Origin of the sequence: Dehalobacter sp. MCB1, assembly GCF_003590275.1 — a bacterium.
Taxonomy (GTDB): Bacteria; Bacillota; Desulfitobacteriia; order Desulfitobacteriales; family Syntrophobotulaceae; genus Dehalobacter.
Window position 1 is genome coordinate 231,638 of sequence record NZ_LXPC01000013.1, and the last position, 20,662, is coordinate 252,299.

Genomic DNA, 20,662 nt, shown 5'->3' on the forward strand with positions numbered 1-20,662 from the left:
AGAGGAGAGATAAAATGATAATATTTTGGATGTTCCTGGGAGCACTCATCGCGTCATCATTTTGGTTTGTCTATATCAAATTCCAGGCTGCAGGCAAAATGTCCGTGGCCCGCTGGATTTTAACATCCATATCCGTACTGTGGGGAGCCTTTACCCTGGCCTGGATCGTTAGTAGCATTGGAGAAGACGAGATGCAGGCCGCAGGCATGGGACTGTTAATTTTCGGAGCGATTCTTCTTGTCCTAGTTATCGTGACAGTACGGTTGAATTCCTTGATTCCAAAAAAGAAAGTCAATAAAGTAGAGGCCGCATAATTTTAGTCAGGCAGACCTTTAACAGGAGCTGGAAATGAAAAACTCAACAAATAAAATCATTGTATTTGCAGCAACAGTTGTATTTCTCTTAACGTTGGGTTTCAGTTGGACTCATACAGATCGTGATATCATCCCGTTTATGAATCAAGTTTTTCCGGAAGCGCAATCTTTTCAAAAGATTGCGTCTTCCCCTGTTATATACGAAGGGAGAACAAAAGATCAAAACGGTGAGGAAGAAAGAGTTGGTTACGTCGTAATCGAGCAAGCGGTTGCTTATGGCGGTCCGATTAAAATGGTCACAGGAATTGACCTCAAAGGAAAAATTGTCGGGACGGTTATTGCCGCCCATAAGGATACGCCATCCTTCATTGATAAGGTCATCGAGCAGAAATATCTGGAGAAATTCATCGGCAAAGACATCACGGACCCCTTGTCCATTAACAAGGATATCGACCGGATATCGGGCGCTACCTTTTCTTCCCGGGGGATAGCCAAGGCCATTTCCCGGGGCAGCCATGCCGTAGCCAGGGACGAGTTCGGTCTGGATGTGAAGGATGAGGTTCAGCCGTTTAAGTTTGGCTCAAAGGAAATTGCCGTCATCGCTTTGGTCATCCCGGCGGTGATCGGCGTAGCATTCAAACAAAGAAAACTGCGCTGGATCGCCCTGATAGGCAGTTTAGTCTTCATCGGCTTCCAATACAATACATCGATTTCCCTTGCCAACATTGCCGCACTTCTCATGGGTAATTTCCCGTCAATCCGTGAAAACCTCGTTTGGTATATCCTCTTAATCGGAATCCCGGTTATCACCTTGATATTAGGAAAGAACGTTTACTGTTTCTGGCTTTGCCCGTTTGGCGCTTTACAGGAAATCACGGCAAAAGTGGGCGGCGGTAAATTTAAATGCTGCAATAAAGCAATCGAAGCCAAAGCGGCTAAAATAAGGTATATTCTCATATACCTGGCACTCATAGGTGCATTCCTGACGAAGTCACCGAGTTTTGCCGGTTATGAGCCATTCGCCACTTTGTTTGGCCGGCAGGGATTCGGTATCCAGTGGCTGATTTTGCCGGCTGTGATTTTTAGTTCTTTCTTTATCAGCAGATTCTGGTGCAGGTTTTTCTGTCCGGGGCTCATACTCAATGAGATCATCTTGCGTCCTAGGAGATATATCATGGGGATTTTAGAAAAAGTGAGCTTAGAAAACGCAAAACTGAAAAAGGTTCCGGGAATTAAAAGAACTCAAAGGACCCAAGGCACCCAAGGAACCAAAGGAATAGAAGAAATCGAAGCAAGATCTACAAATGAATTGAATAACATCGAGGTCAAAGAATGAAAAGAAAATTAAGTATGGGGGATTTATTATTTATTGTATTGATATCGACTGTCGCTATCATGATTGTGATAAGTGAATGGCAGGCTTATCACGCTATTTCTTAATCGAATATCCTAACTTCCTTATGACCTTGGCTTTCAGCCTTGGTCATTTTTACGTTGGCGAATTTCAGGATATCCAGATAAAGGATATAACGGATCAAAAGCCAGGGTCGTTAGTTGTCTGGACTACTAGTTAATCTCTGTCTTCTGCTATATTCTGAATGTTAGGCGGGATTATATTATTTCTTAAAAATGTTCTGAGCCTTTACCTCCGGAAGATGAAGATATTGGTGTAATTAATTGTGAATAGATTAATGGACAGAATGGGCGGTATTGCAATCGAAAACCGTCTTTTTTAACTCTATGTAAAACAAATGGACCTATAGGGCAAAAGATTATTTTTATTTTTGTAAAAAATATTGAAAGAGTGTAATATTAATTTAAAAAGTAGAGATAGCTAAAATAATAAAAACTGATCTAAGATAGAGACTCTCCAATTTGATTTTCTGGAAATTGGTCTTAGGGGGTGAATTAATTTTGAAAGAAATGTTTTCTAGCATCCTCAGATCACAAAGAGTATCAAAGACTTTAATTGAAGCGGGAGAGAAAGAATTTTACAAAAAAAATACAACGATAGCTTCGCCAGGCGAAATCATTGACAAATTTTATTATATTTTAAAGGGACGGGTATTATGTATAGAATACTCTCCTGAAGGTAACGAAAAAATAGAATTCATTCTTGAAGATGGAAGTATTTTCCTGGAGTCTAATCTGCTTTTCGATGTTCCGGCTTTTACATACTTCAAAGCAGTTGAAGATTCTTATATCATTCATCTATCCAAAAATAAACTTATGGAATTAATATTAAATAATCTGGATATATCATTATTTATTATGGAATCATTGACAAAGAAATTTTTTTCAAGCATGTCTCGAATAGAAGAATTACTTTTTCATGATGTTGAATGGAGAATATGCAATCTTTTTATATCAATGGCCAAATCTTATGGTATTGAAACAGAGAACATGATTAAATTGAATTTCAAAATCAGTCACCAATTTATTGGCCATTTACTCGGGATCAATAGGATTACCAGTATCAAAATTATCAAAAAGCTTAAAGGTATGAATTATATTGAGCAAATTGACGGGTACTACTATATCAAGGATTTAAACGGACTAGAACAGTACCAGGCAAGACAAAAGATTAAATAATTTTCTTACTAAATACGATTTTTCAGATATACGAACTAGTAATTTGGGCTTACTACGGTAATCCAGACTACTGGTTCTCTTTTTTTCTCCATGGTATTTTGAATTAAATAAGAAAAAAGGAGGCAAAAACATGACTTTGGTCAAACAGGATTCTGATGGAAAAAAGTTAAGACTGAGTAGGCGGAACTTCTTGAAAAAATCTATAGGAATGGGGGTTGGGGCAGCTGGTGCGGCTTTGTTAGGTTACGAGCTTCCTGGGGTAAACAGCGTAGCGAATGCTGCAGGCATTGAACAACATGATACGATGCCGATGGAGATTTCGAGTGATTACAAACGTTATAATCAAAAGAATACTGTGTTTATGAGAGCTTTTCGCGGGGATCAAATTGTTCAAGCAGACTTTTTTAAGTATGTCGGGAAAAAAACCGGTGAAATCCCTCAAGAAGGCGGAGAGGGCTGGGGTCAGCTTGAATATGCTATGGATGATGCAGCTTGGTCCGTTGAGGATGATGTCAATGGCTATCATGCTCCTGGATTCGCGAATTTAGGATTATATAACTGGGAAGGAAAAGTAAGTCCTAATGTTTACAAATTTCAAACGCCTGAACTTGCAAGCCAAGTGGTAAAAAAGGTAGCCACCTTTTTTGGAGCAGATTTAGTAGGAATCGCACCCTATGATGATAGATGGGTCTACACGGATGTTATCACTGACCCGAAGACGGCGACTTTAAAACCAAATGTCTTCCCGTTTGAACCGACAAACGTAATCGTAATGGCTTTTGAAATGAATTATGAAAGTTTTCAAGCTGCTCCGGCTCTGCTTGAAGGTGCTTCTGCCGGCAATATCTACTCCAATATGGGTGTAACGGCTCATAAGGTGGCAACTTTCTTGAGAAGATTAGGTTATCGGGCCATACCTTGCGGCAATGATACAGCATTAAGTGTTCCCTTGGGCGTTCACGCAGGATTAGGAGAACTTAGCAGAATTGGGATCCTCATTACGCCTAAATATGGACCAAGAGTCAGATTGTGCAAAATCTTTACGAATTTGCCGTTAGCTGTTGATAAACCGATTACTTTCGGGGTTGCAGAATTTTGTAAAACCTGCAGGAAGTGCGCCGACGCTTGTCCTTCGCAAGCGATATCGCATGACAAAGAACCAAGTTTTAAAACGATAACGGTATCCACAAGTGGCGGTGTAAAAAAATGGGCTTTAGATGCCGAAAAATGCTTGTCCCAATGGGCACAAGTTGGAACTGACTGTGGAATCTGCGTTAAAGTATGTCCATATAACAAACTTGATGAATGGCACCATGATTTCGTGAAGCTGGGAACAAGAACGCCAGCCCGTCCAATCCTAAGGTTCTTTGATGATCTGTTTGGATACGGAAAAGTGAGTGCTTCAGATGCGACAAAGAACTTCTGGAATAAGTAAAAATATTTTAGAAAAGAGGAGAGAATGATGATCATATTCTGGTTAATTCTGGGTGCACTCATGGTATCATCCCTATGGTTTGTCTATATCAAGTTCCAGGCTGCAGGCAAAATGTCCGTAACTCGCTGGGTTTTGACTTCCATATCCGTACTGTGGGGAGCCTTTACCCTGGCTTGGATCGTCAGCAGCATTGGTGAAGGCGAGATGCAGGCTGCCGGTATGGGACTGTTAATCTTCGGAGCCATTCTTCTTGGACTAATTATCCTTACAGTGCGGTTAAATTCTTTAATATCCTCAAAAAAGAAAGCCAATAAAGTAGAGGCCGCATAATTGCAGTGAGGCAGATCTTTAACAGGAGCAAAAATAAAAAAAATTATGAAAAAATTATTAAGTAAGATTATTGTTTTTGCAGCAGCAGTTATATTCCTCCTAACGTTGGGTTTCAGTTGGACTCATACAGATAATGATGTGATACCTTTTATGAATCAAGTTTTTCCGGAAGCGCAATCTTTTCAAAAGATTGCGTCTTCCCCTGTTATATACGAAGGGATAACGAAAGATCAAAACGGCAGGGAAGAAAAAATAGGTTACGTCGTAATCGAGCAAGCAGTTGCTTATGGCGGACCGATTAAAATGGTTACCGGAATCGACCTGCAAGGGAAAATTGTCGGGACAGTTATCGCCGCCCATAAGGATACGCCGTCCTTTATCGATAAGGTCATCGACCAGAAATACCTGGAGAAATTCATCGGCAAAGACATCACGGACCCCTTGTCCGTTAACAAGGATATTGACCGTATATCGGGCGCTACTTTTTCTTCCCGGGGGATTGCCAAAGCAGTCTCCCAGGGTAGCCATGCCGTAGCCAGGGATGAGTTCGGGCTGGATGTGAAGGATGAAGTAGAGCCGTTTAAGTTCGGAACCAAGGAAATCGCCGTCATCGCTTTGGTCATCCTGGCGGTGATTGGTGTCGCCTTCAAAAAAAGAAAACTGCGCTGGATTGCCCTGATAGGCAGCTTGGTCTTCATTGGCTTTCAATACAACACATCGATTTCCCTTGCCAACATTGCCGCATTATTAATGGGGAATTTCCCGTCCATCCGTGAAAACCTCGTTTGGTATATCCTCTTAATTGGAATCCCTATTATCACCTTGATATTAGGAAAGAATGTTTACTGTTTCTGGCTTTGCCCGTTTGGCGCCTTACAGGAAATCACGGCAAAAGTGGGCGGCGGTAAATTCAAATGCAGCAATAAAGCAATCGAAGCCAAAGCGGCTAAACTAAGGTATATACTCATCTACTTGGCACTGATAGGGGCATTTCTGACAAAGACACCGAGTTTTGCCGGTTACGAACCATTTGCTACTTTATTTGGACGGCAGGGATTCGGTATCCAGTGGCTTATTTTGCCGGTCGTGATTTTTAGTTCTTCCTTTATCAGCAGGTTCTGGTGCAGGTTTTTCTGTCCGGGCTTGATACTCAATGAGATGATATTGCGCCCCAGGAAATATATTATCGGGATTTTAGAAAAAGGGGTCCTAGAAAAAGCGAGATTGAAAAAGGTTCAGCGAATTGAAAGAACCCAAGGAATCAAAGGAACCGAAAGAACCGAAAGAACCGAAGGAATCGAAGCAAGATCAGTAAATGAACTGAATAACATCGAGGTTAAACAATGAAAAGCAAATTAAGCACGGGGGATTTATTATTTATTGTATTAATATCGGCTGTCGCCATCATGATTGTGATAAGTGAATGCCAGGCTTATCACGCTATTTCTTAATCGAATATTTAAATCTAAAGTGGATAAAAATTACTGTGTCGTAAATCTATTGACCTTGGCTTTCAGCCTTGGTCATTTTTTCAGTCTATGGATAGGCAATACCGTCGTCAGCTTTCAGTCTCTCTGATAGCAAAATAGTTAAAACTGCAACCTAGACATCTTTTTTCTTATAAGAGGATATGATAATCTTATTATAAAAAGGAAATTTCTTATTTAGGTTAAGTAGATAAATCGGGGATTCTTGGATGATTTGGTTAAATGGTTTTGACATAACGCTAAATCATTTTGGGGGTTTTGATTTTGGGAGAAAATTTTCCTATTATACTTAAATTACAAAACGCATCAAGAACCTTTGCCGAAGCTGGAGAAAAAATTTATGTTAAAAAAAATCAAGTGATTATTTCCCCTGGAGAAATTATTAATGGGTTTTACTATATCCAAAAGGGTAGGGTATTATGTGTAGATTATTCACCCAGAGGTAATGAGAAGATTGAATTTATCTTAGAAACCGGAAGTATCTTTTTAGAGTCAAATGTACTTTTTGATAGGCCTGCATCTGTTTATTTTAAGGCAATTACGGATACACAATTGGTTTATATTACTAGAGAAAAACTTTTAGATATGATAACAAACGATTTGAATGTATCGTTGTTTATTATGGAATCTTTGACCAAAAAGTTTTACTCGAGTGTGGCACAGCTGCGTGAAGTACTCTTCTATGATGTTGAATGTAGAGTATGCAACCTTTTCCTGACAATGGCCGAAAAGTTTGGAATCGAAGAAGAAAATGCAATAAAATTAGATATTAAAATTAGTCAGCAATTTATAAGTAATATTCTTGGGATCAATAGAAATACGTGTATTAGAATGATTAATAAATTAAAAAAATTAAATTATATTAATCAGATACACGGATATTACTATATTGTAGATTTTGAGGGATTAAAACAGTATCACGCACAGAAAATAGTTCAACCATAAGAAAAATTAAGGTCGGTCCCTTCTAAATCTCAATTGAATCCCTAATCAGCATTTTCATGTGAATTTTTTATTATGAAATTGTATTTTATTTGAAGCATTATATTATTGGGAGTGTAATTCCATTTGAAGCTTAGAAAAGACAATCTGACCTTTCGCTTCATGGCAGCAACTATTCTGATTGTTGTTATCGTACTAGGCATTAAATTCATCTGGGACTACAAATTACAACATCGTCAGGCCATGAATGAAATGAAGGAAAAGGCTGAGGTAATCACAAAACAGCAAATCGCTACCTGGGAGTTTATTTCACTTAACCAGGATAATATAAACTATGACGCAGAGGGTAACTTTGAATTTAAACATATGAATTGTTCTACAGTTACCATGGGGATAGGAGTATTTTTTTCAGAATTAACCAATTACCATCTTAAACCCACTAATATCTTATATCGAAACGTACAAAATGCGCCGGATGATTTTGAATTGAATGTCCTGCAACATTTTAAAATTGACCCTAAGTTGAGAGAATACTGGGCGATCGATACTATAGATGGCAAACAAGTATTCCGTTATATGGCTCCGTTGAAAATTGAAGAATCTTGCTTGTCCTGCCATGGTGAGCCCAAAGGAGAAATTGATGTAACCGGTCATCCTAAGGAAGGATATAAAGTAGGTGATTCCGGCGGGGCCCTAAGTCTTGTTATGCCCATGGATATATTTTTAGAAAATACAAGAACCAATTTACAGGGAAATGCTTTTTTCTTTCTTCTCCTCATTGTTGTCTGCGTCATCTCCATCTATTTATTGGTGACAAGACTGGTAACAAGTTCATTAAGTGAACTGGAGAAAGCGGTTAGCGAGGTTGGAAGTGGTAACCTGGATGTCGACCTTACTGGGTTACATGCTGAAGGGGAAATTAAGCAGTTAGCCTTGCATTTTCAACAAATGATCATTCAACTTAGGGATCTTTATAATAACCTGGAATTAAAGGTTGAGGATCGAACATTTGAACTGGAAAAAGCAAATGAGATTCTTAAACAACACCAAAAAGAGCTTGAAGAGGCAAACCTCAGATTGAAAGAGGTAAATAATTATAAATCTGAGTTTCTTGCAATCATGAGTCATGAATTAAGAACACCGCTTACTTCTGTTATCGCTTTCACCGAGTTGCTTCTCGTTGAAAAATCTTTTGAGGGGATTAATGAAAGGCGCCATTTGGAAGAAATCCGGGCCAACAGCGAGATTCTCTTAAGAATGATTAATAATATTTTAGATCTGGCTAAGATTGAAGCGGGTAAGAACGAAATTGTCTTGGAAACAATGGATATGGCAGATGTCATTGCCTCTGTGGAAGGAGTCATTATCCCCCTCGCCAGAAATAAAGCCATCAATCTCTCTATTAAAATAGACTCCAATATACCACTATTTAAAGCTGATCCAGAAAAGATTCGCAGGATCGTAGAAAACCTTGCTGGAAATGCGATAAAATTTACGGAAAAGGATGGTAAGGTTCAAATTAGGATTAGTTATGATATAGTCAAAAAAGAAGTACTGATAATCGTAAAGGATACGGGCATAGGTATTAAGGAAGAAGATCTCAAATATATTTTTGAAAAATTTACGCAATCGGATAGCTCTACCTCAAGAAAATATGGAGGAACAGGTTTAGGACTGGCTCTCGCCAAAGAGCTGGCAGAGCTTCATGGCGGATGGATTACAGTTCAAAGCAAACCAAATGTAGGAAGTACTTTTACCGTTGGTATTCCTGCCAGAGACATTTAAGGAGGGGGATGTAGAATTCGATGCCGGAAAAGTTTAAAGTGATGCTCGTGGATGATGAAGAAAGCATAAGAAGAGTTGTAGAACAAATATTAATCAAAGATGGTTATCAGTTCTGTTATGCTTGCAATGGAGAAACCGCTTTAAAGACATTTAAAAGAGAGAAGCCTTCTCTTCTTATTCTTGATGTCATGTTGCCTGAAATGGATGGATTTGAACTTTGTAGAATTATCAGAATGGACAGTCCTGTCCCGATAATCATGCTTTCAGCGAAAGGAGATATCGTTGACAAAAGCGTAGGTTTTAATATGGGAGCTGACGATTATATCGCTAAGCCTTTTAGCCCTGTAGAATTGTCGCTGCGAATAAAAGCCCTACTAAGAAGAACAGCTCATTTTACCAATTATGAACAAACGATGGATCATCCGAATATCTTCAAAATAAAGGATCTAGAAATCAATTGTAAACATTATGAAGTAAAGATACGGGGACAAAAAGCTGAGCTAACATCAAAAGAATTCGAGCTTCTTTGCTTTATGGCGCATAATCCCGGACAGGTCTTTACCCGGGAGCAGCTTTTTAATATTTTATGGGGCGAAGACTATGTTGGGGATACTGGCTCTATTACTGTATTTATAAGAAAAATCCGGGAAAAAATTGAGGAAGAACCGGCTAGGCCCCAATATATTGTAACGGTTTGGGGCGTGGGATATAAATTCTGTAGTATCGACTGACCTGATTTCTTAAGGGAGAGGATTAAATGTTGAAATTCCTCGCTTCCATAAAGACAGGAGCGGTCCGCATTCCAAAGCTTGTTCGGTTATTATCAGAAAAACAAACTGATAATCACTTAATCCATTTCGCTCCATGGCTCATCCATTTTGCTGTTATTATCATTTTGTTAGGAGCCTTTATAAAAAGCTTTGGAGGCGAAACGGACCTATTCTGTTTTCCGGACAAAGACACTGCTGTACCTAATCCTTTTGCAGACATCTGTTCCGTTCACCTAAAAAGCTTTGAGATAATCTATGACGACAATGGGCAGATTGCCAACTGGCAGTCTGAAATCGTTATGAAAAGAAATGGCCTTGCTGAAGTTGTTGGTAAAACGGCAGTTAACCACCCAATTAAATCTGATGGGATAAAAATATACCAGAGCGGTTATGGATATATGCATGAAATGGATCTTGAAAACACCGGCAAGTATGAGACACTTAATCTTCCCGATGATACTCCTGTGCAATTATCTAAAAACATCTCGGTAGAAATATCCAAAACGGATTCGGGGTACATGCTAAGTAAACATGAGGCGGGAATCTATTCGGGACGATTTCTTATGCAACCAGGAACCAAAATAAAGGTTAGCCCTGATATCACGCTTACTTACAAAAGAACAGAACTCTATTCCGTTTTGAAAATAAAGAAGGATCCTGGGATACCTGTCGTAATGGCTGGTTTTTTTCTTCTATGTACCGGATTTTTTCTCTTATTGATTGGGAAAAAGCAATTTTTGAGGAAGGATAAAAAGAATGGATTATTTGGAAAGGCCCCTCCTAATAATTAATATCTTATGCTACGGTGTCGCCGTTCTTTTGTACATTAAACATATTTCAATCAAATCCATGGATGGGTTACTGAAAACAAAAATTGGTATGGCCGCAAAGAATATGACAATCGGTGGTTTGATTATCAACTCCGTTGTCTTAATTATCCGGTATATATGGACAGGCTACCCACCATTGTCCAACATGTACGAGTTTTTCCTGCTGTTTAATTGGGGAACCGTTGTGGTATATCTACTTATGGAATCCCGATATAATTTTAAACAGGCAGGTCCTATTGTTTTAATAATGATAACCAGCATACAGGTTCTTCTTGTGTTTTTCATGGACAACTCAGTCAGGCCCCTCATGCCTGCCTTAAGAAGCAGTTGGCTTTACTTTCACGTTCTAACAGCAATTATCGCTTATGGGTCGTTTGCTGTTTCTTTTGCATTAGGGATCATCTATCTTTGGATGGATCGGCTAAAATTGTCTAAGAGAATTCCTATTTCTTCAGACACTTCTTACAACCCCAATACAATTGAGGAAATATCCTATAAAATGATTCTCGTTGGTATCTCTTTTCTCACTTTGGTCATTGCTTCAGGAGCTGTCTGGGCAGAACAAGCTTGGGGATCCTATTGGTCATGGGACCCAAAAGAAACGTGGGCACTAATTACTTGGCTGATCTATGCTTCCTACCTGCATATCAGGATGAGGGGGAAGTGGAAAGGCAAGTTCACCATCATCCTAACTCTTATCGGCTTTATCGTCGTTCTTTTCACATTTGCCGGTGTAAATATTCTTCTTCCAAGTTTGCACAGCTATGTTTGAGTCAATGAAAAGAAAACACGGCTTCCAATTAGCATATTGAAGCCGTGTTTTCTTTAGAGAATTGGAAGAAATATTAAAGAGAGGCCAATATTTCTTTAACGACATCCCGGTCAGCATTTAAAAACGCTCTCAACATATTAGCTACTCCCTGATACAGAGGGTGGAGAGTTGCCGCTTGCAAATCTGAAATATATTGGGGAGTCCAAACCAGCAAGTGTTCATTTAAAAAAGTTTGTTGGTCTCCCAAAATCCTTCGCACTTTATCCATATCTTTTACTTCAAAAGCTGATTCTGCAAGACGACTAAGGTTTACCATGAAATCCAGTTCAAGAGCAATATGGTCATCAGCTTCCAAGCGGTAATGAACAGGAAGAAAATTATATTCTAAGTAACATTGCCGTACTTTGAATGTACTTTCTTGAAAGATTAACCTTTCTTTCATTACATACACAGATTCCCAAGGAGGAGCAGGCAGACGATTAGGACCGATAAACAGCCTTGTATATTCACAGCGACATTTGTTCAAAGTTTCTTCGCTATTGCTTTTAAATTGCTCCGCAAAATCTTTTATGAGTTCGAGACTATCTTCTATAGACAGCAAATAAAATGAGGTCGTGGTATGATCGCTGTTTAGAATAGCGATTGCTTCCGAAGTAGGCTCGTTTCCAAAAAAGTTCTGCAATAAGCGATAAAGATAAGTTCTATTTGCCAAAAGTATGGCTATACTATCCTGTCCGGATGCTATTTCCATAGGCTCTCCTCCTTATTTTACCCGCTTAAGTCAATCCAACAGTAGTAGCCATCATAGCCGCATAAAAAACATATCTGCCTATAAGCTCGCCGATAACCAGCATAAGGCCAGCAAAATAAATCCATCCTGTTGAAGATTTTGTCGCTTCGAAGTCCGTTTCCTGGGCTGCAGACCACATCAGGATTCCTGCCCCTCCCAAAATAAGCAGCCACTTCAGACCAACAGCCACACTCATTCCGTTTAATATTTTGACACTTGCCTGGGCAGCCATTCCATTAAGACTTAAGCCAATCGCATTGGGAACTGCAAAGGTCACTTGAATAATCACAGAAGCTAGAATAATAATTCCCAAAAGCCTTTTATCAATATTTTTGATTTCTTTGAAACCTGCTACAATAAAAATCATAACTCCTATAGCAGTTGTGGTAGCATAAAAATCAACATATGTGTTGATTCCCTGCCATACAGGAACAGCTGTCGTAGCATAGACTTTTGCCATAGTGAAAACAGTGGCCAGACCAACTAGGCTTCCAGCGTATCGTAGTACTGTATTATAAGTTTGATTATTAGGTTTTACATAAAGGACTAAGGCATATAATACGGTTATTCCCATAAAGATCCCCGCTAAGAATGCCTCATTGCTTAACCAAGAACCTCCAAGGTGATTGAGAGAATTTAAGAATGACAGGGGGCGTCCCAGGTGAATCAAGGAGGCGAGGACACCGATGACACTTAAGATCGCCGTTACTAAAACGGCTTTTTTAAATACTAGATCTTTATAAAACACTTTACCCAATGTTATACACAACATAGTTCCAATTGCGGCCTGCAGACAAAGTGAAAAAATCAATAAAGCGATTTCTCCCATTTTTAAACCCCCTTTGTTCGAGAATATTGAACAAACTCCCGTGGATTCTCTTGTAAACTTGTTGTTCTGGGTTTAATCAGCAATGAAGGATTTGTGACAGTAGAGAGTGGTAGAATAGGCAGGTCACTGGTCAATGAATCACCATGCTTAGCTTTCAATTCGTCAATATCTCCCCATTCAAGCACACGCATATTGCAAGCATCTACACAAGCCGGGTTCTTTCCCTGATCCCGTAAATCCTTGCAGCCATCGCATTTTCCTACCTTTCCCAATTCTTCGATAAATTGAGGCACTCCATAAGGGCAATTCCAGGTACAATAGCGGCAACCGATACATTTATCTTCGTCATGTTGTATTGTACCATCTGCATCAATATGCATGGCGCGGGTAGGGCAGCTAGCTACGCATTTAGGATCCTTGCAGTGATTGCAGGAACCGGAATAATGATAGACTCCAGGATTAGGGTAATTGCCCGTCTCAAATGATCTTACTTTACGAAAAAGTACACCAACTTTTAAACTATTTTTATCTTTACAGGCAGCCTGACAGGCACGACAGCCAGGGCAAGCATCCATATTGAAATAAAATCCTAATTTTCCCATAAATGTTTACCCTCCTCTCTAAAAAATAATATCCAGTGATTTTTCTACATCAGGAATTAAGGGTGTATCTGTCCATTTTTCAATCTTGACAAGGCAGGAATTATAGGCATTTAATCCGGCACCGGTTGCAGGTGTTCCTAATAAAACATTGTCCGAACCACCTTTGTCAATCCCTGTGGCATTGTCGATATCTGGCCAGCATCCGTGATGGATCGCCATTGTACCTGGCATCATCCGCTCTGTAATATGCGCCGTTCTTAAGACCTTTCCGTATTTACTACTGACAAGAACGGTATCGTTCTCCTTCAATTTATGGCTTTCTGCGTCTTTGGAACTCATATATATCGGGTTATTCCAAGCCTCCATTAACCAGGGGTTATTGGAGAAATTGGTATGAGCCTTGCTTAAATGATGAAGCGATACTATTTGGTATGGATATTCTCCTTTCGTCTGGGTATTCCAATCAGTGAAGGTGTCTTCATAACCTTCTATTGGTGGAATATAAGTTGGAATAGGTTTTATGGAGGAATAACCCATGTTGTTAATCGTATTGGCAAGATCCCTAGAGAAAATTTCAAACTTCCCACTTGAGGTTTTTAATGGATTCGCTTCAGGGTCATCCACGAATTTTTTAAAAGCAATATACTCTAAATTATCACCGGGTTTTCTTTCAATTTGATAGACACCTTTTTCCAGCAGTTCTTTAAAAGGAACTATCCCATCTTGCGGAGCTCCTTGGACACCCCATTCAGTAATATCTTCCGCAGTGATCCTAGCCAATGGGACAAATGTGGCGGCATCCTGAATTACTGTTGTGTTCATGATCAAATTAGCAGAAGATTCTGTTTTGACCGCGGGAACTGTTACTTTGCCGGACTGATCGATTACTGTTGTATTGGCAATCGTATTAAAAAAGGCTTGTTTTTCGCTAAAAGGAAACAGGTCACTTTCCTTAAGACTTAGACGCTTCATCAGCTCAATTGCAATCCAACGATCAGTCTTTGCTTCATAAAGGGGCTCAATTACCTGGGTAGATATGATCAAAGCTTCTTTTGTACCTAAACGATTAATTTCACCAACGTTTTCCCAACCGGTAGTAACGGGCAATACTAAGTCAGAATACTTTACACTTGCCGTCAGAAATTGACCCAGGCCTGCAACGAAGTCCACTTTGCGAGTTGCTTCAATTCCCTTTAATACATTGGGTGTAGTTCCTAAGATATTGCTACTGGACTGTAAAATTACATGAATATCTAATTCCTTTTCCTCAGCTTTCAGCAAAGCTTTGTTACCGGTAGATTTATAATGACCATCCAATAAAGCTTGCCAAAGGTCTGAAAAATTAATATAGTCATTTACTTTTCTTGGTATTGCAGGCAGTTTGTCTGCACCAACTTTGTACAAAAAGTAAGGCCCACCGTTACCTCCACCTCGGTGAACAGAGCATCCTGTCATATGGCCTGATTTGCCAATATGGCCGGTCATTGCACCTAATGTCATCATAAGCTGGGGCAATCCATCTGAATTACTGGTTCTGGCGGGCGCCCAGCTGGACAAAAAAGCTACCTTCTTATCTTTTCTTAGTTCATGGGCGATATAACGAATTTGCCTTGGTTCAAGCCCACAGATTTTTGAAGCCCAGTCCGCAGATTTTGGATGACCATCATAAGTTCCAAGAACATAATCTTTAAAGTTCTCCTTAGGATCTTCGTCTTTCGGCATGCTCTCTGCATCAAAACCAATTGTACAACGTTTCAAAAAGTCCCAATCAATCAAAGGATTTGTTACAGGATCATCTTCAACAATTAAAGTATGGGCTATACCCAATAACAGAGCTGTATCTGTACCTGGACGTACAGGTAACCATTCTGCCCCTAAAGCTGCGGCACTATCGGTGTAGAAAGGGTCAATAGCAATAAATTTTGCCCCGGCTTCTTTAACTTGCAAATAATGATAGAAAGCGCTTCCAGGAGATGACCAGGCTGGATTCAAACCTAACATTATGACAGTGTCGCATTTGCGCATATCTATCCTGTCATTAACTGGATCTGGACTAAAAAACAAATAACCAACCTTCGTGGCGGTCGTTCCCCATGAACCAAAAGATGTTGTACCCCAAGTCGAGACATATCCGCCATAAAGACTTATTACCTTATTAATGTCCCTATCCCGGGTTGAGGTGTGCGGAATTAATATTGAACGGTTGCCATAGTTTTCTTTTGCTTTTTTTAGTTCACTGGCCAAAATGTCTAACGCTTCATCCCAGGAAATGCGTTCCCATTCATCAATACCGCGTAAAGATTTGTTTCCGCCACCGGGCTCCCAATGCTTGCGTTTCATAGGGTATTTAAGCCTGTCTGCAGCAAACACGTGCTCTCTAAGACTACGGCCGCGATTACATGCTCTTTGCTGAAAGAAATCAGGGCTATCCGGGTGGGTATCATCAGTCTTTTGTCTGATAACGATCCCGTCTCTGATTAATGCTTTATTCAAGCACCTTCCGCCGCAATCATAAATACAACTGCCGGTGACCCATCTTTCCTCTAGTTTTACAGGCGTACTTACAGTTTTTAACGTATTGCCGCATCCTGCCAGAGACAATCCGGCTACAGCTGCCGTACTGGCTTTAATAAAGGCTCTTCTGCTAAGACTTAAATCACAAATCCTGTCTATCACATCGGCCATACAGATTTTTCCCCTCCTCAAATTCATCTTCAATTCATCTTCATTGTTTTAATTGATAGATATTTATTGTAAATAAAATATTGCTACCCCTCCTTTCGCAGCTCATTGAAAAAGTAAGCATTATACAATATCGTAGTTTATCACAAATTTATTAACCATTTCGTAAAATAGCTTTCTGATGTATTAGCAAAATATTAATAAAATATTATTTTATTATTAACTCACCGTTTTTTGGACAGCCCACCTAATTCTGCTGCCATAATATAGGGGTCCATAACCGTTATTTAAAAGTTCTATTCATTGTTGCCTAGGGTGCTATTTCCTTTTTAAGAAGTATGATAATTTAAAAAAAAAGAAAGGGGAAATGAATATGGATTCAAAAGAGAATGACTTCAGGGACATAAAATTAAAACTAAGTAGACGGAATTTCTTAAAAAGTTCTATCGGCATCGGATTAGGGGCTAGCGTTCTAAGTTACGATATGCTAGTTAATCCAGAGAATAGTCTTGCCGCTGGTCTGTCAATAACTGAGCACGATACAATGCCGGTAGAAATCTCAGCGGATTATCAACGGATGGAACAAAAAAATACTGTTATCATACGTGGTCGGACTGGAGATCCTAAAATCAAGCCTTATTTTGATAGCTATTTAGGGAAAAGAGATGGTTTGATACCTCAAAAGGGCGGGGATGGCTGGAGTGAAATCGATGCTGCGCTTGATATTGCAGCCTGGTCTGTGGAAAATGATTTTAATAAAGGAAGCGCTGCAGGTATAGCGGGGAATGGGTTATATTCCTGGGAAGGTAAAGTAAATCCTAACATGGTTACATTCGAAAGCCCGGAAGCAGCGAGTAAGACAATAAAAAAAGCAGCCGCATTTTTGGGTGCTAGTCTGGTGGGGATTGCTCCTTATGACGAGCGATGGGTATATTCTACCGTAGTTAATATGAAAACACGTGAAAGCGTACCAAATAATTTGCCATTTAAGCCTAAAAGTGTCATTGTCATGGCTTTAGAAATGAATTATGAAGCTTTTCAGACTGCCCCTGCACTCATTGGAGCCGCCGCGGCCGGAAATATCTATTCGAACATGAGTGCTACTGCTCACAAAGTAGCTACTTTTGTAAGAAGGTTAGGTTATCAGGCTATACCCTGTGGCAACGATACCGCTTTAAGTGTACCTCTAGCTATTCATGCAGGATTAGGGGAACTTAGCAGAATAGGGATTCTTGTTACACCAAAGTTTGGTCCAAGAGTAAGGTTATGCAAAGTATTTACAGATATGCCGCTGGCAGTCGATAAACCGATTACCTTTGGGGTTAAAGAATTCTGCACAACCTGTATGAAGTGTGCGGATGCTTGTCCTTCAGAAGCCATCTCGAAAGAAAAAGAACCAAGTTTTCAACTCGGCTCTGTCTCAACAAATCCGGGAGTTAAAAAATGGGCTGCAGATGGAGAAAAATGTGCTTCTTTCTGGGGTGAAAATGGCGGTGACTGCGGAATTTGTATCAAAGTATGTCCGTACAATAAACTTGACGAATGGCAGCATGATTTAGCGAAACTGGGCACAAGGACACCCGCAAGACCAATTCTTAGGTTCTTCGATGATTTGTTTGGATACGGAAAAGCAAATGTCGTAGATGAAACAAAGAAATTCTGGAATAAATAAGTAAATAATTAATAAGAAGGGAAGAGATAAAATGACGATATTCTGGATGCTTCTGGGTGTGTTGATGGTATCATCTGTTTGGTTCATTTATTTAAAATTTCAGATTACAGGTAAAATGTCTGTAGGCCGCTGGATTTTAAGTGGGATTTCCATACTGTGGGGAGCATTTACTCTGGCTTGGATCGGCAGCAGTATTGCCGAAGGCGAGATTCAGGCGGCAGGTATGGGGTTGTTAATCTTCGGAGCGATCTTTCTTGTCTTAGTCATCGTGACGGTACGGTTAAATTCCTTGATACCTTCCAAAAAGAAAGCTAATAAGGCAGAAGCAGCATAACATCAGAGTGAGGCAGACCTTTAACAGGAGCAAAAATAAAAAAATTATGAAAAAACTATTAAGTAAGATGATTGTATTTGCAGCAACAGCTGTATTTCTCCTAACGTTAGGTTTTAGTTGGACTTATACAGATAACGATATCATACCGTTTATGAATCAAGTTTTTCCGGAAGCGCAATCTTTTCAAAAGATTGCGTCTTCCCCTGTTATATACGAAGGGATAACGAAAGATCAAAACGGCAGGGAAGAAAAAATAGGTTACGTCGTAATCGAGCAAGCGGTTGCTTATGGAGGACCGGTTAAAATGGTCACCGGAATTGACCTCAAAGGAAAAATTGTCGGGACGGTTATTGCCGCCCATAAGGATACGCCATCCTTTATTGATAAAGTCATCGACCAGAAATACCTGGAGAAATTCATCGGCAAAGACATCACGGACCCCTTGTCCATTAACAAAGATATCGACCGTATATCGGGCGCTACTTTTTCTTCCCGGGGGATTGCCAAGGCCATTTCCCAGGGAAGCCATGCCGTAGCCAGGGGCGAGTTCAGGCTCAATGTGAAGGATGAGGTTGAACCGTTTAAGTTCGGGGCAAAGGAAACTGCGGTTATCGCTTTGGTGATCCTGACGGTAATTGGCGTCGCATTCAAACAGAGAAAACTGCGCTGGATTGCCCTGATAGGCAGTTTAGTCTTCATTGGCTTCCAATACAATACACCGATTTCGATGGCAAATATAGCCGCACTTTTCATGGGGAATTTGCCGTCAATCCGTGAAAACCTGGTCTGGTATATCCTCTTAATCGGGATCCCGGTGATTACCTTTATAATAGGAAAGAATATTTACTGTTTCTGGCTTTGCCCGTTTGGCGCTTTGCAGGAAATAACAGCAAAAGTAGGCGGCGGTAAATTCAAATGCTGTAATAAAGCAATCGAAGCCAAAGCGGCTAAAATAAGATATATACTCATATACCTGGCACTGATAGGGGCATTCCTGACGAAGTCACCGAGTTTTGCCGGTTATGAGCCATTCGCCACTTTGTTTGGCCGGCAGGGATTCGGTATCCAGTGGCTTATTTTGCCGGTGGTGATTTTTAGTTCTTTCTTCATCAGCAGATTCTGGTGCAGGTTCTTTTGTCCGGGGTTGATACTCAATGAGATCATTTTGCGTCCCAGGAGATATATCATGGGGATTTTAGAAAAATAAAATGAATAACATCGAGGTCAAAGAATGAAAAGCAAATTAAGCTTAGGGGATTTATTATTTATTGTATTGATATCGGCTGTCGCCGTTATGATTGTGATAAGTGAATGGCGGGCTTATCACTTTATTTCTTAATCAAAGATTCAAACTAAAGTGTATAAAAATTATCTGTATCATAAATCTCTATAACTTGGGCTTTCAGCCCAGGTCATTTTATGTTAGTCAAGGATTTAAACGGATTAAAACGATATCAGGCGAGACTAGTACTATCTCGGCAGAACTTAACCAAGCGATTCAGAATTTAGCCCAATTAATGAAATCTCGACAGCCAATAATGAATCAGTCAGGAAGAGAAACGATTGCCCAAAAAGCTTCCAACGCTTCCTTGAAACAGGAGAGGCTTTCAAAAAACTTAGGTCGGTTGTGGAGAGGTTAGAAAAACCTCTAGATAATAATATTTTTTTGATGCTCCCGTAATCGTTGAATGTCTTTGATATAGTAATACCCATCAGTCTGTTCAATTAATTTCATTTGTTTCAGTTTTGAAATAACTTTCGTAGTAGTTATTCTGTTAATACCCAGTAAATTACTAATAAACTGCTGGCTGGTTTTAATATTCAGCCTTATTTTTTTGTCCTCTTTTCCCCCAAAATTATCGGCGAAAGTTAATAATAGGTTGCAGATTCTCCATTCCGAATCATAATAGAGTATTTCATCCGCATGGTTAACATGAGAGTACAATTTCATGGCAATAGATTCTATAACATAAAGAGTAACGTTTAAATCTTTGGCCAATAATTCCAGAAGATCTTCACGTTTTACAAAATTTACAAAGGTATCCTCCAACGTTTTAAAATAACAGAAAGCAGGTACTTTTAAAAGGACATTAGACTCTAAAAAGATACTGCGCTCTTCGAGAATGGACAAAATTTCTTCATTGCCTTTTGGAAAGTATTCAAAGGCGATTACCCTGCCTTTTTTTATATAATAAAAGCCTTCTAAGACATCACCTGGAGATACAATAATCGTATTTTTTTTGTAAAAGACTTCTGTTTCTCTTCCAATGAGTGCCTCGGGAATGTTTTCAAGCCTGTAAATTCTAGGAAATTGTCCGAAGGATTCTTTCACAAAATCAACTCCCAGATAAATTAGTCCATGCTTAATTATAATAAAAATTCATTTAACGCTACATTAGTTTTGCATAAATTGTTTTTGATATTTTGTTGATACTTCCGCAATCGACGGATGTCTTTGATATGGTAATATCCGTTGATCTGTTCAATTATTTCATT

At 39.5% G+C, this 20,662-nt stretch carries 19 protein-coding genes; 14 read left to right on the forward strand and 5 right to left on the reverse strand.

Annotated features, from left to right (window positions below; translation table 11 throughout):
- The first annotated feature begins 14 nt into the window (after positions 1-14).
- The 11 genes from A7K50_RS11095 (at position 15) to ccsB (ending at position 11,257) form a co-directional block, all read left to right on the forward strand.
- The gene (locus A7K50_RS11095) at positions 15-314 is read left to right on the forward strand and encodes a dehalogenase (RefSeq protein ID WP_119776246.1); all 300 of its coding nucleotides are present in this window, start codon (positions 15-17) and stop codon (positions 312-314) included.
- Positions 315-348: 34 nt separating this feature from the next.
- Entirely contained in the window at positions 349-1,650 is a 1,302-nt protein-coding gene (locus A7K50_RS11100) for a 4Fe-4S binding protein (RefSeq protein ID WP_119776248.1), read from the forward strand.
- A 587-nt stretch (positions 1,651-2,237) separates the two neighbouring features.
- Positions 2,238-2,906: a Crp/Fnr family transcriptional regulator gene (locus tag A7K50_RS11105; RefSeq protein ID WP_119776338.1), complete on the forward strand. Its 669-nt coding sequence runs from the start codon at positions 2,238-2,240 to the stop codon at positions 2,904-2,906.
- Positions 2,907-3,036: 130 nt separating this feature from the next.
- Positions 3,037-4,341, forward strand: coding sequence for a reductive dehalogenase (locus A7K50_RS11110; protein WP_119776250.1), 1,305 nt, complete (start codon positions 3,037-3,039; stop codon positions 4,339-4,341).
- 27 nt (positions 4,342-4,368) lie between these two features.
- Positions 4,369-4,671, forward strand: coding sequence for a dehalogenase (locus A7K50_RS11115; RefSeq protein WP_119776251.1), 303 nt, complete (start codon positions 4,369-4,371; stop codon positions 4,669-4,671).
- 45 nt (positions 4,672-4,716) lie between these two features.
- The gene (locus A7K50_RS11120; RefSeq protein WP_119776253.1) at positions 4,717-6,018 is read left to right on the forward strand and encodes an FMN-binding protein; all 1,302 of its coding nucleotides are present in this window, start codon (positions 4,717-4,719) and stop codon (positions 6,016-6,018) included.
- Positions 6,019-6,422: 404 nt separating this feature from the next.
- A complete protein-coding gene (locus A7K50_RS11125; protein ID WP_119776254.1) occupies positions 6,423-7,103 on the forward strand; it encodes a Crp/Fnr family transcriptional regulator in 681 nt (226 codons plus the stop codon).
- Between the two features lie 159 nt (positions 7,104-7,262).
- The gene (locus A7K50_RS11130) at positions 7,263-8,885 is read left to right on the forward strand and encodes an ATP-binding protein (protein ID WP_119776340.1); all 1,623 of its coding nucleotides are present in this window, start codon (positions 7,263-7,265) and stop codon (positions 8,883-8,885) included.
- 20 nt (positions 8,886-8,905) lie between these two features.
- Positions 8,906-9,616: a response regulator transcription factor gene (locus tag A7K50_RS11135; protein ID WP_119776256.1), complete on the forward strand. Its 711-nt coding sequence runs from the start codon at positions 8,906-8,908 to the stop codon at positions 9,614-9,616.
- A gap of 26 nt (positions 9,617-9,642) precedes the next feature.
- On the forward strand, positions 9,643-10,446 hold the full coding sequence (locus tag A7K50_RS11140) for a cytochrome c biogenesis protein ResB (RefSeq protein ID WP_119776257.1): 804 nt from the start codon (positions 9,643-9,645) through the stop codon (positions 10,444-10,446).
- Positions 10,412-11,257, forward strand: coding sequence for a c-type cytochrome biogenesis protein CcsB (ccsB, locus tag A7K50_RS11145; protein ID WP_119776259.1), 846 nt, complete (start codon positions 10,412-10,414; stop codon positions 11,255-11,257). The genes A7K50_RS11140 and ccsB overlap by 35 nt, the downstream gene beginning before the upstream one ends.
- 73 nt (positions 11,258-11,330) lie before the next feature.
- Here the strand turns inward: ccsB and A7K50_RS11150 are convergent, their stop codons facing one another.
- From A7K50_RS11150 to A7K50_RS11165, 4 genes are read right to left on the reverse strand one after another with little or no spacing between them, the layout of a single operon-like run.
- Positions 11,331-12,008 carry a molecular chaperone TorD family protein gene (locus tag A7K50_RS11150; RefSeq protein ID WP_119776261.1) on the reverse strand — a complete coding sequence of 226 codons (678 nt, stop codon included), beginning with the start codon at positions 12,006-12,008 and terminating at the stop codon, positions 11,331-11,333.
- A gap of 25 nt (positions 12,009-12,033) precedes the next feature.
- Positions 12,034-12,876 (reverse strand): DmsC/YnfH family molybdoenzyme membrane anchor subunit, encoded by an 843-nt coding sequence (locus A7K50_RS11155; protein WP_119776262.1) that lies wholly within the window; start codon positions 12,874-12,876, stop codon positions 12,034-12,036.
- A 2-nt stretch (positions 12,877-12,878) separates the two neighbouring features.
- On the reverse strand, positions 12,879-13,478 hold the full coding sequence (locus A7K50_RS11160) for a 4Fe-4S dicluster domain-containing protein (RefSeq protein WP_119776264.1): 600 nt from the start codon (positions 13,476-13,478) through the stop codon (positions 12,879-12,881).
- An 18-nt stretch (positions 13,479-13,496) separates the two neighbouring features.
- Positions 13,497-16,163, reverse strand: a complete 2,667-nt coding sequence (locus A7K50_RS11165; RefSeq protein WP_119776266.1) for a molybdopterin-dependent oxidoreductase — start codon at positions 16,161-16,163, stop codon at positions 13,497-13,499.
- Between the two features lie 370 nt (positions 16,164-16,533).
- Here A7K50_RS11165 and A7K50_RS11170 point away from each other — a divergent pair, with 370 nt between their 5' ends.
- From A7K50_RS11170 to A7K50_RS11180, 3 genes are read left to right on the forward strand one after another with little or no spacing between them, the layout of a single operon-like run.
- Positions 16,534-17,832, forward strand: coding sequence for a reductive dehalogenase (locus A7K50_RS11170; protein ID WP_243103732.1), 1,299 nt, complete (start codon positions 16,534-16,536; stop codon positions 17,830-17,832).
- 31 nt (positions 17,833-17,863) lie between these two features.
- Complete coding sequence (locus A7K50_RS11175; protein WP_119776269.1) at positions 17,864-18,166, forward strand: dehalogenase; 303 nt, start codon at positions 17,864-17,866, stop codon at positions 18,164-18,166.
- A 46-nt stretch (positions 18,167-18,212) separates the two neighbouring features.
- On the forward strand, positions 18,213-19,373 hold the full coding sequence (locus tag A7K50_RS11180; RefSeq protein WP_119776271.1) for a 4Fe-4S binding protein: 1,161 nt from the start codon (positions 18,213-18,215) through the stop codon (positions 19,371-19,373).
- 441 nt (positions 19,374-19,814) lie between these two features.
- Here A7K50_RS11180 and A7K50_RS11190 read toward each other — a convergent pair whose 3' ends face one another.
- Positions 19,815-20,498 (reverse strand): Crp/Fnr family transcriptional regulator, encoded by a 684-nt coding sequence (locus A7K50_RS11190; RefSeq protein ID WP_119776274.1) that lies wholly within the window; start codon positions 20,496-20,498, stop codon positions 19,815-19,817.
- Between the last annotated feature and the right edge of the window lie 164 nt (positions 20,499-20,662).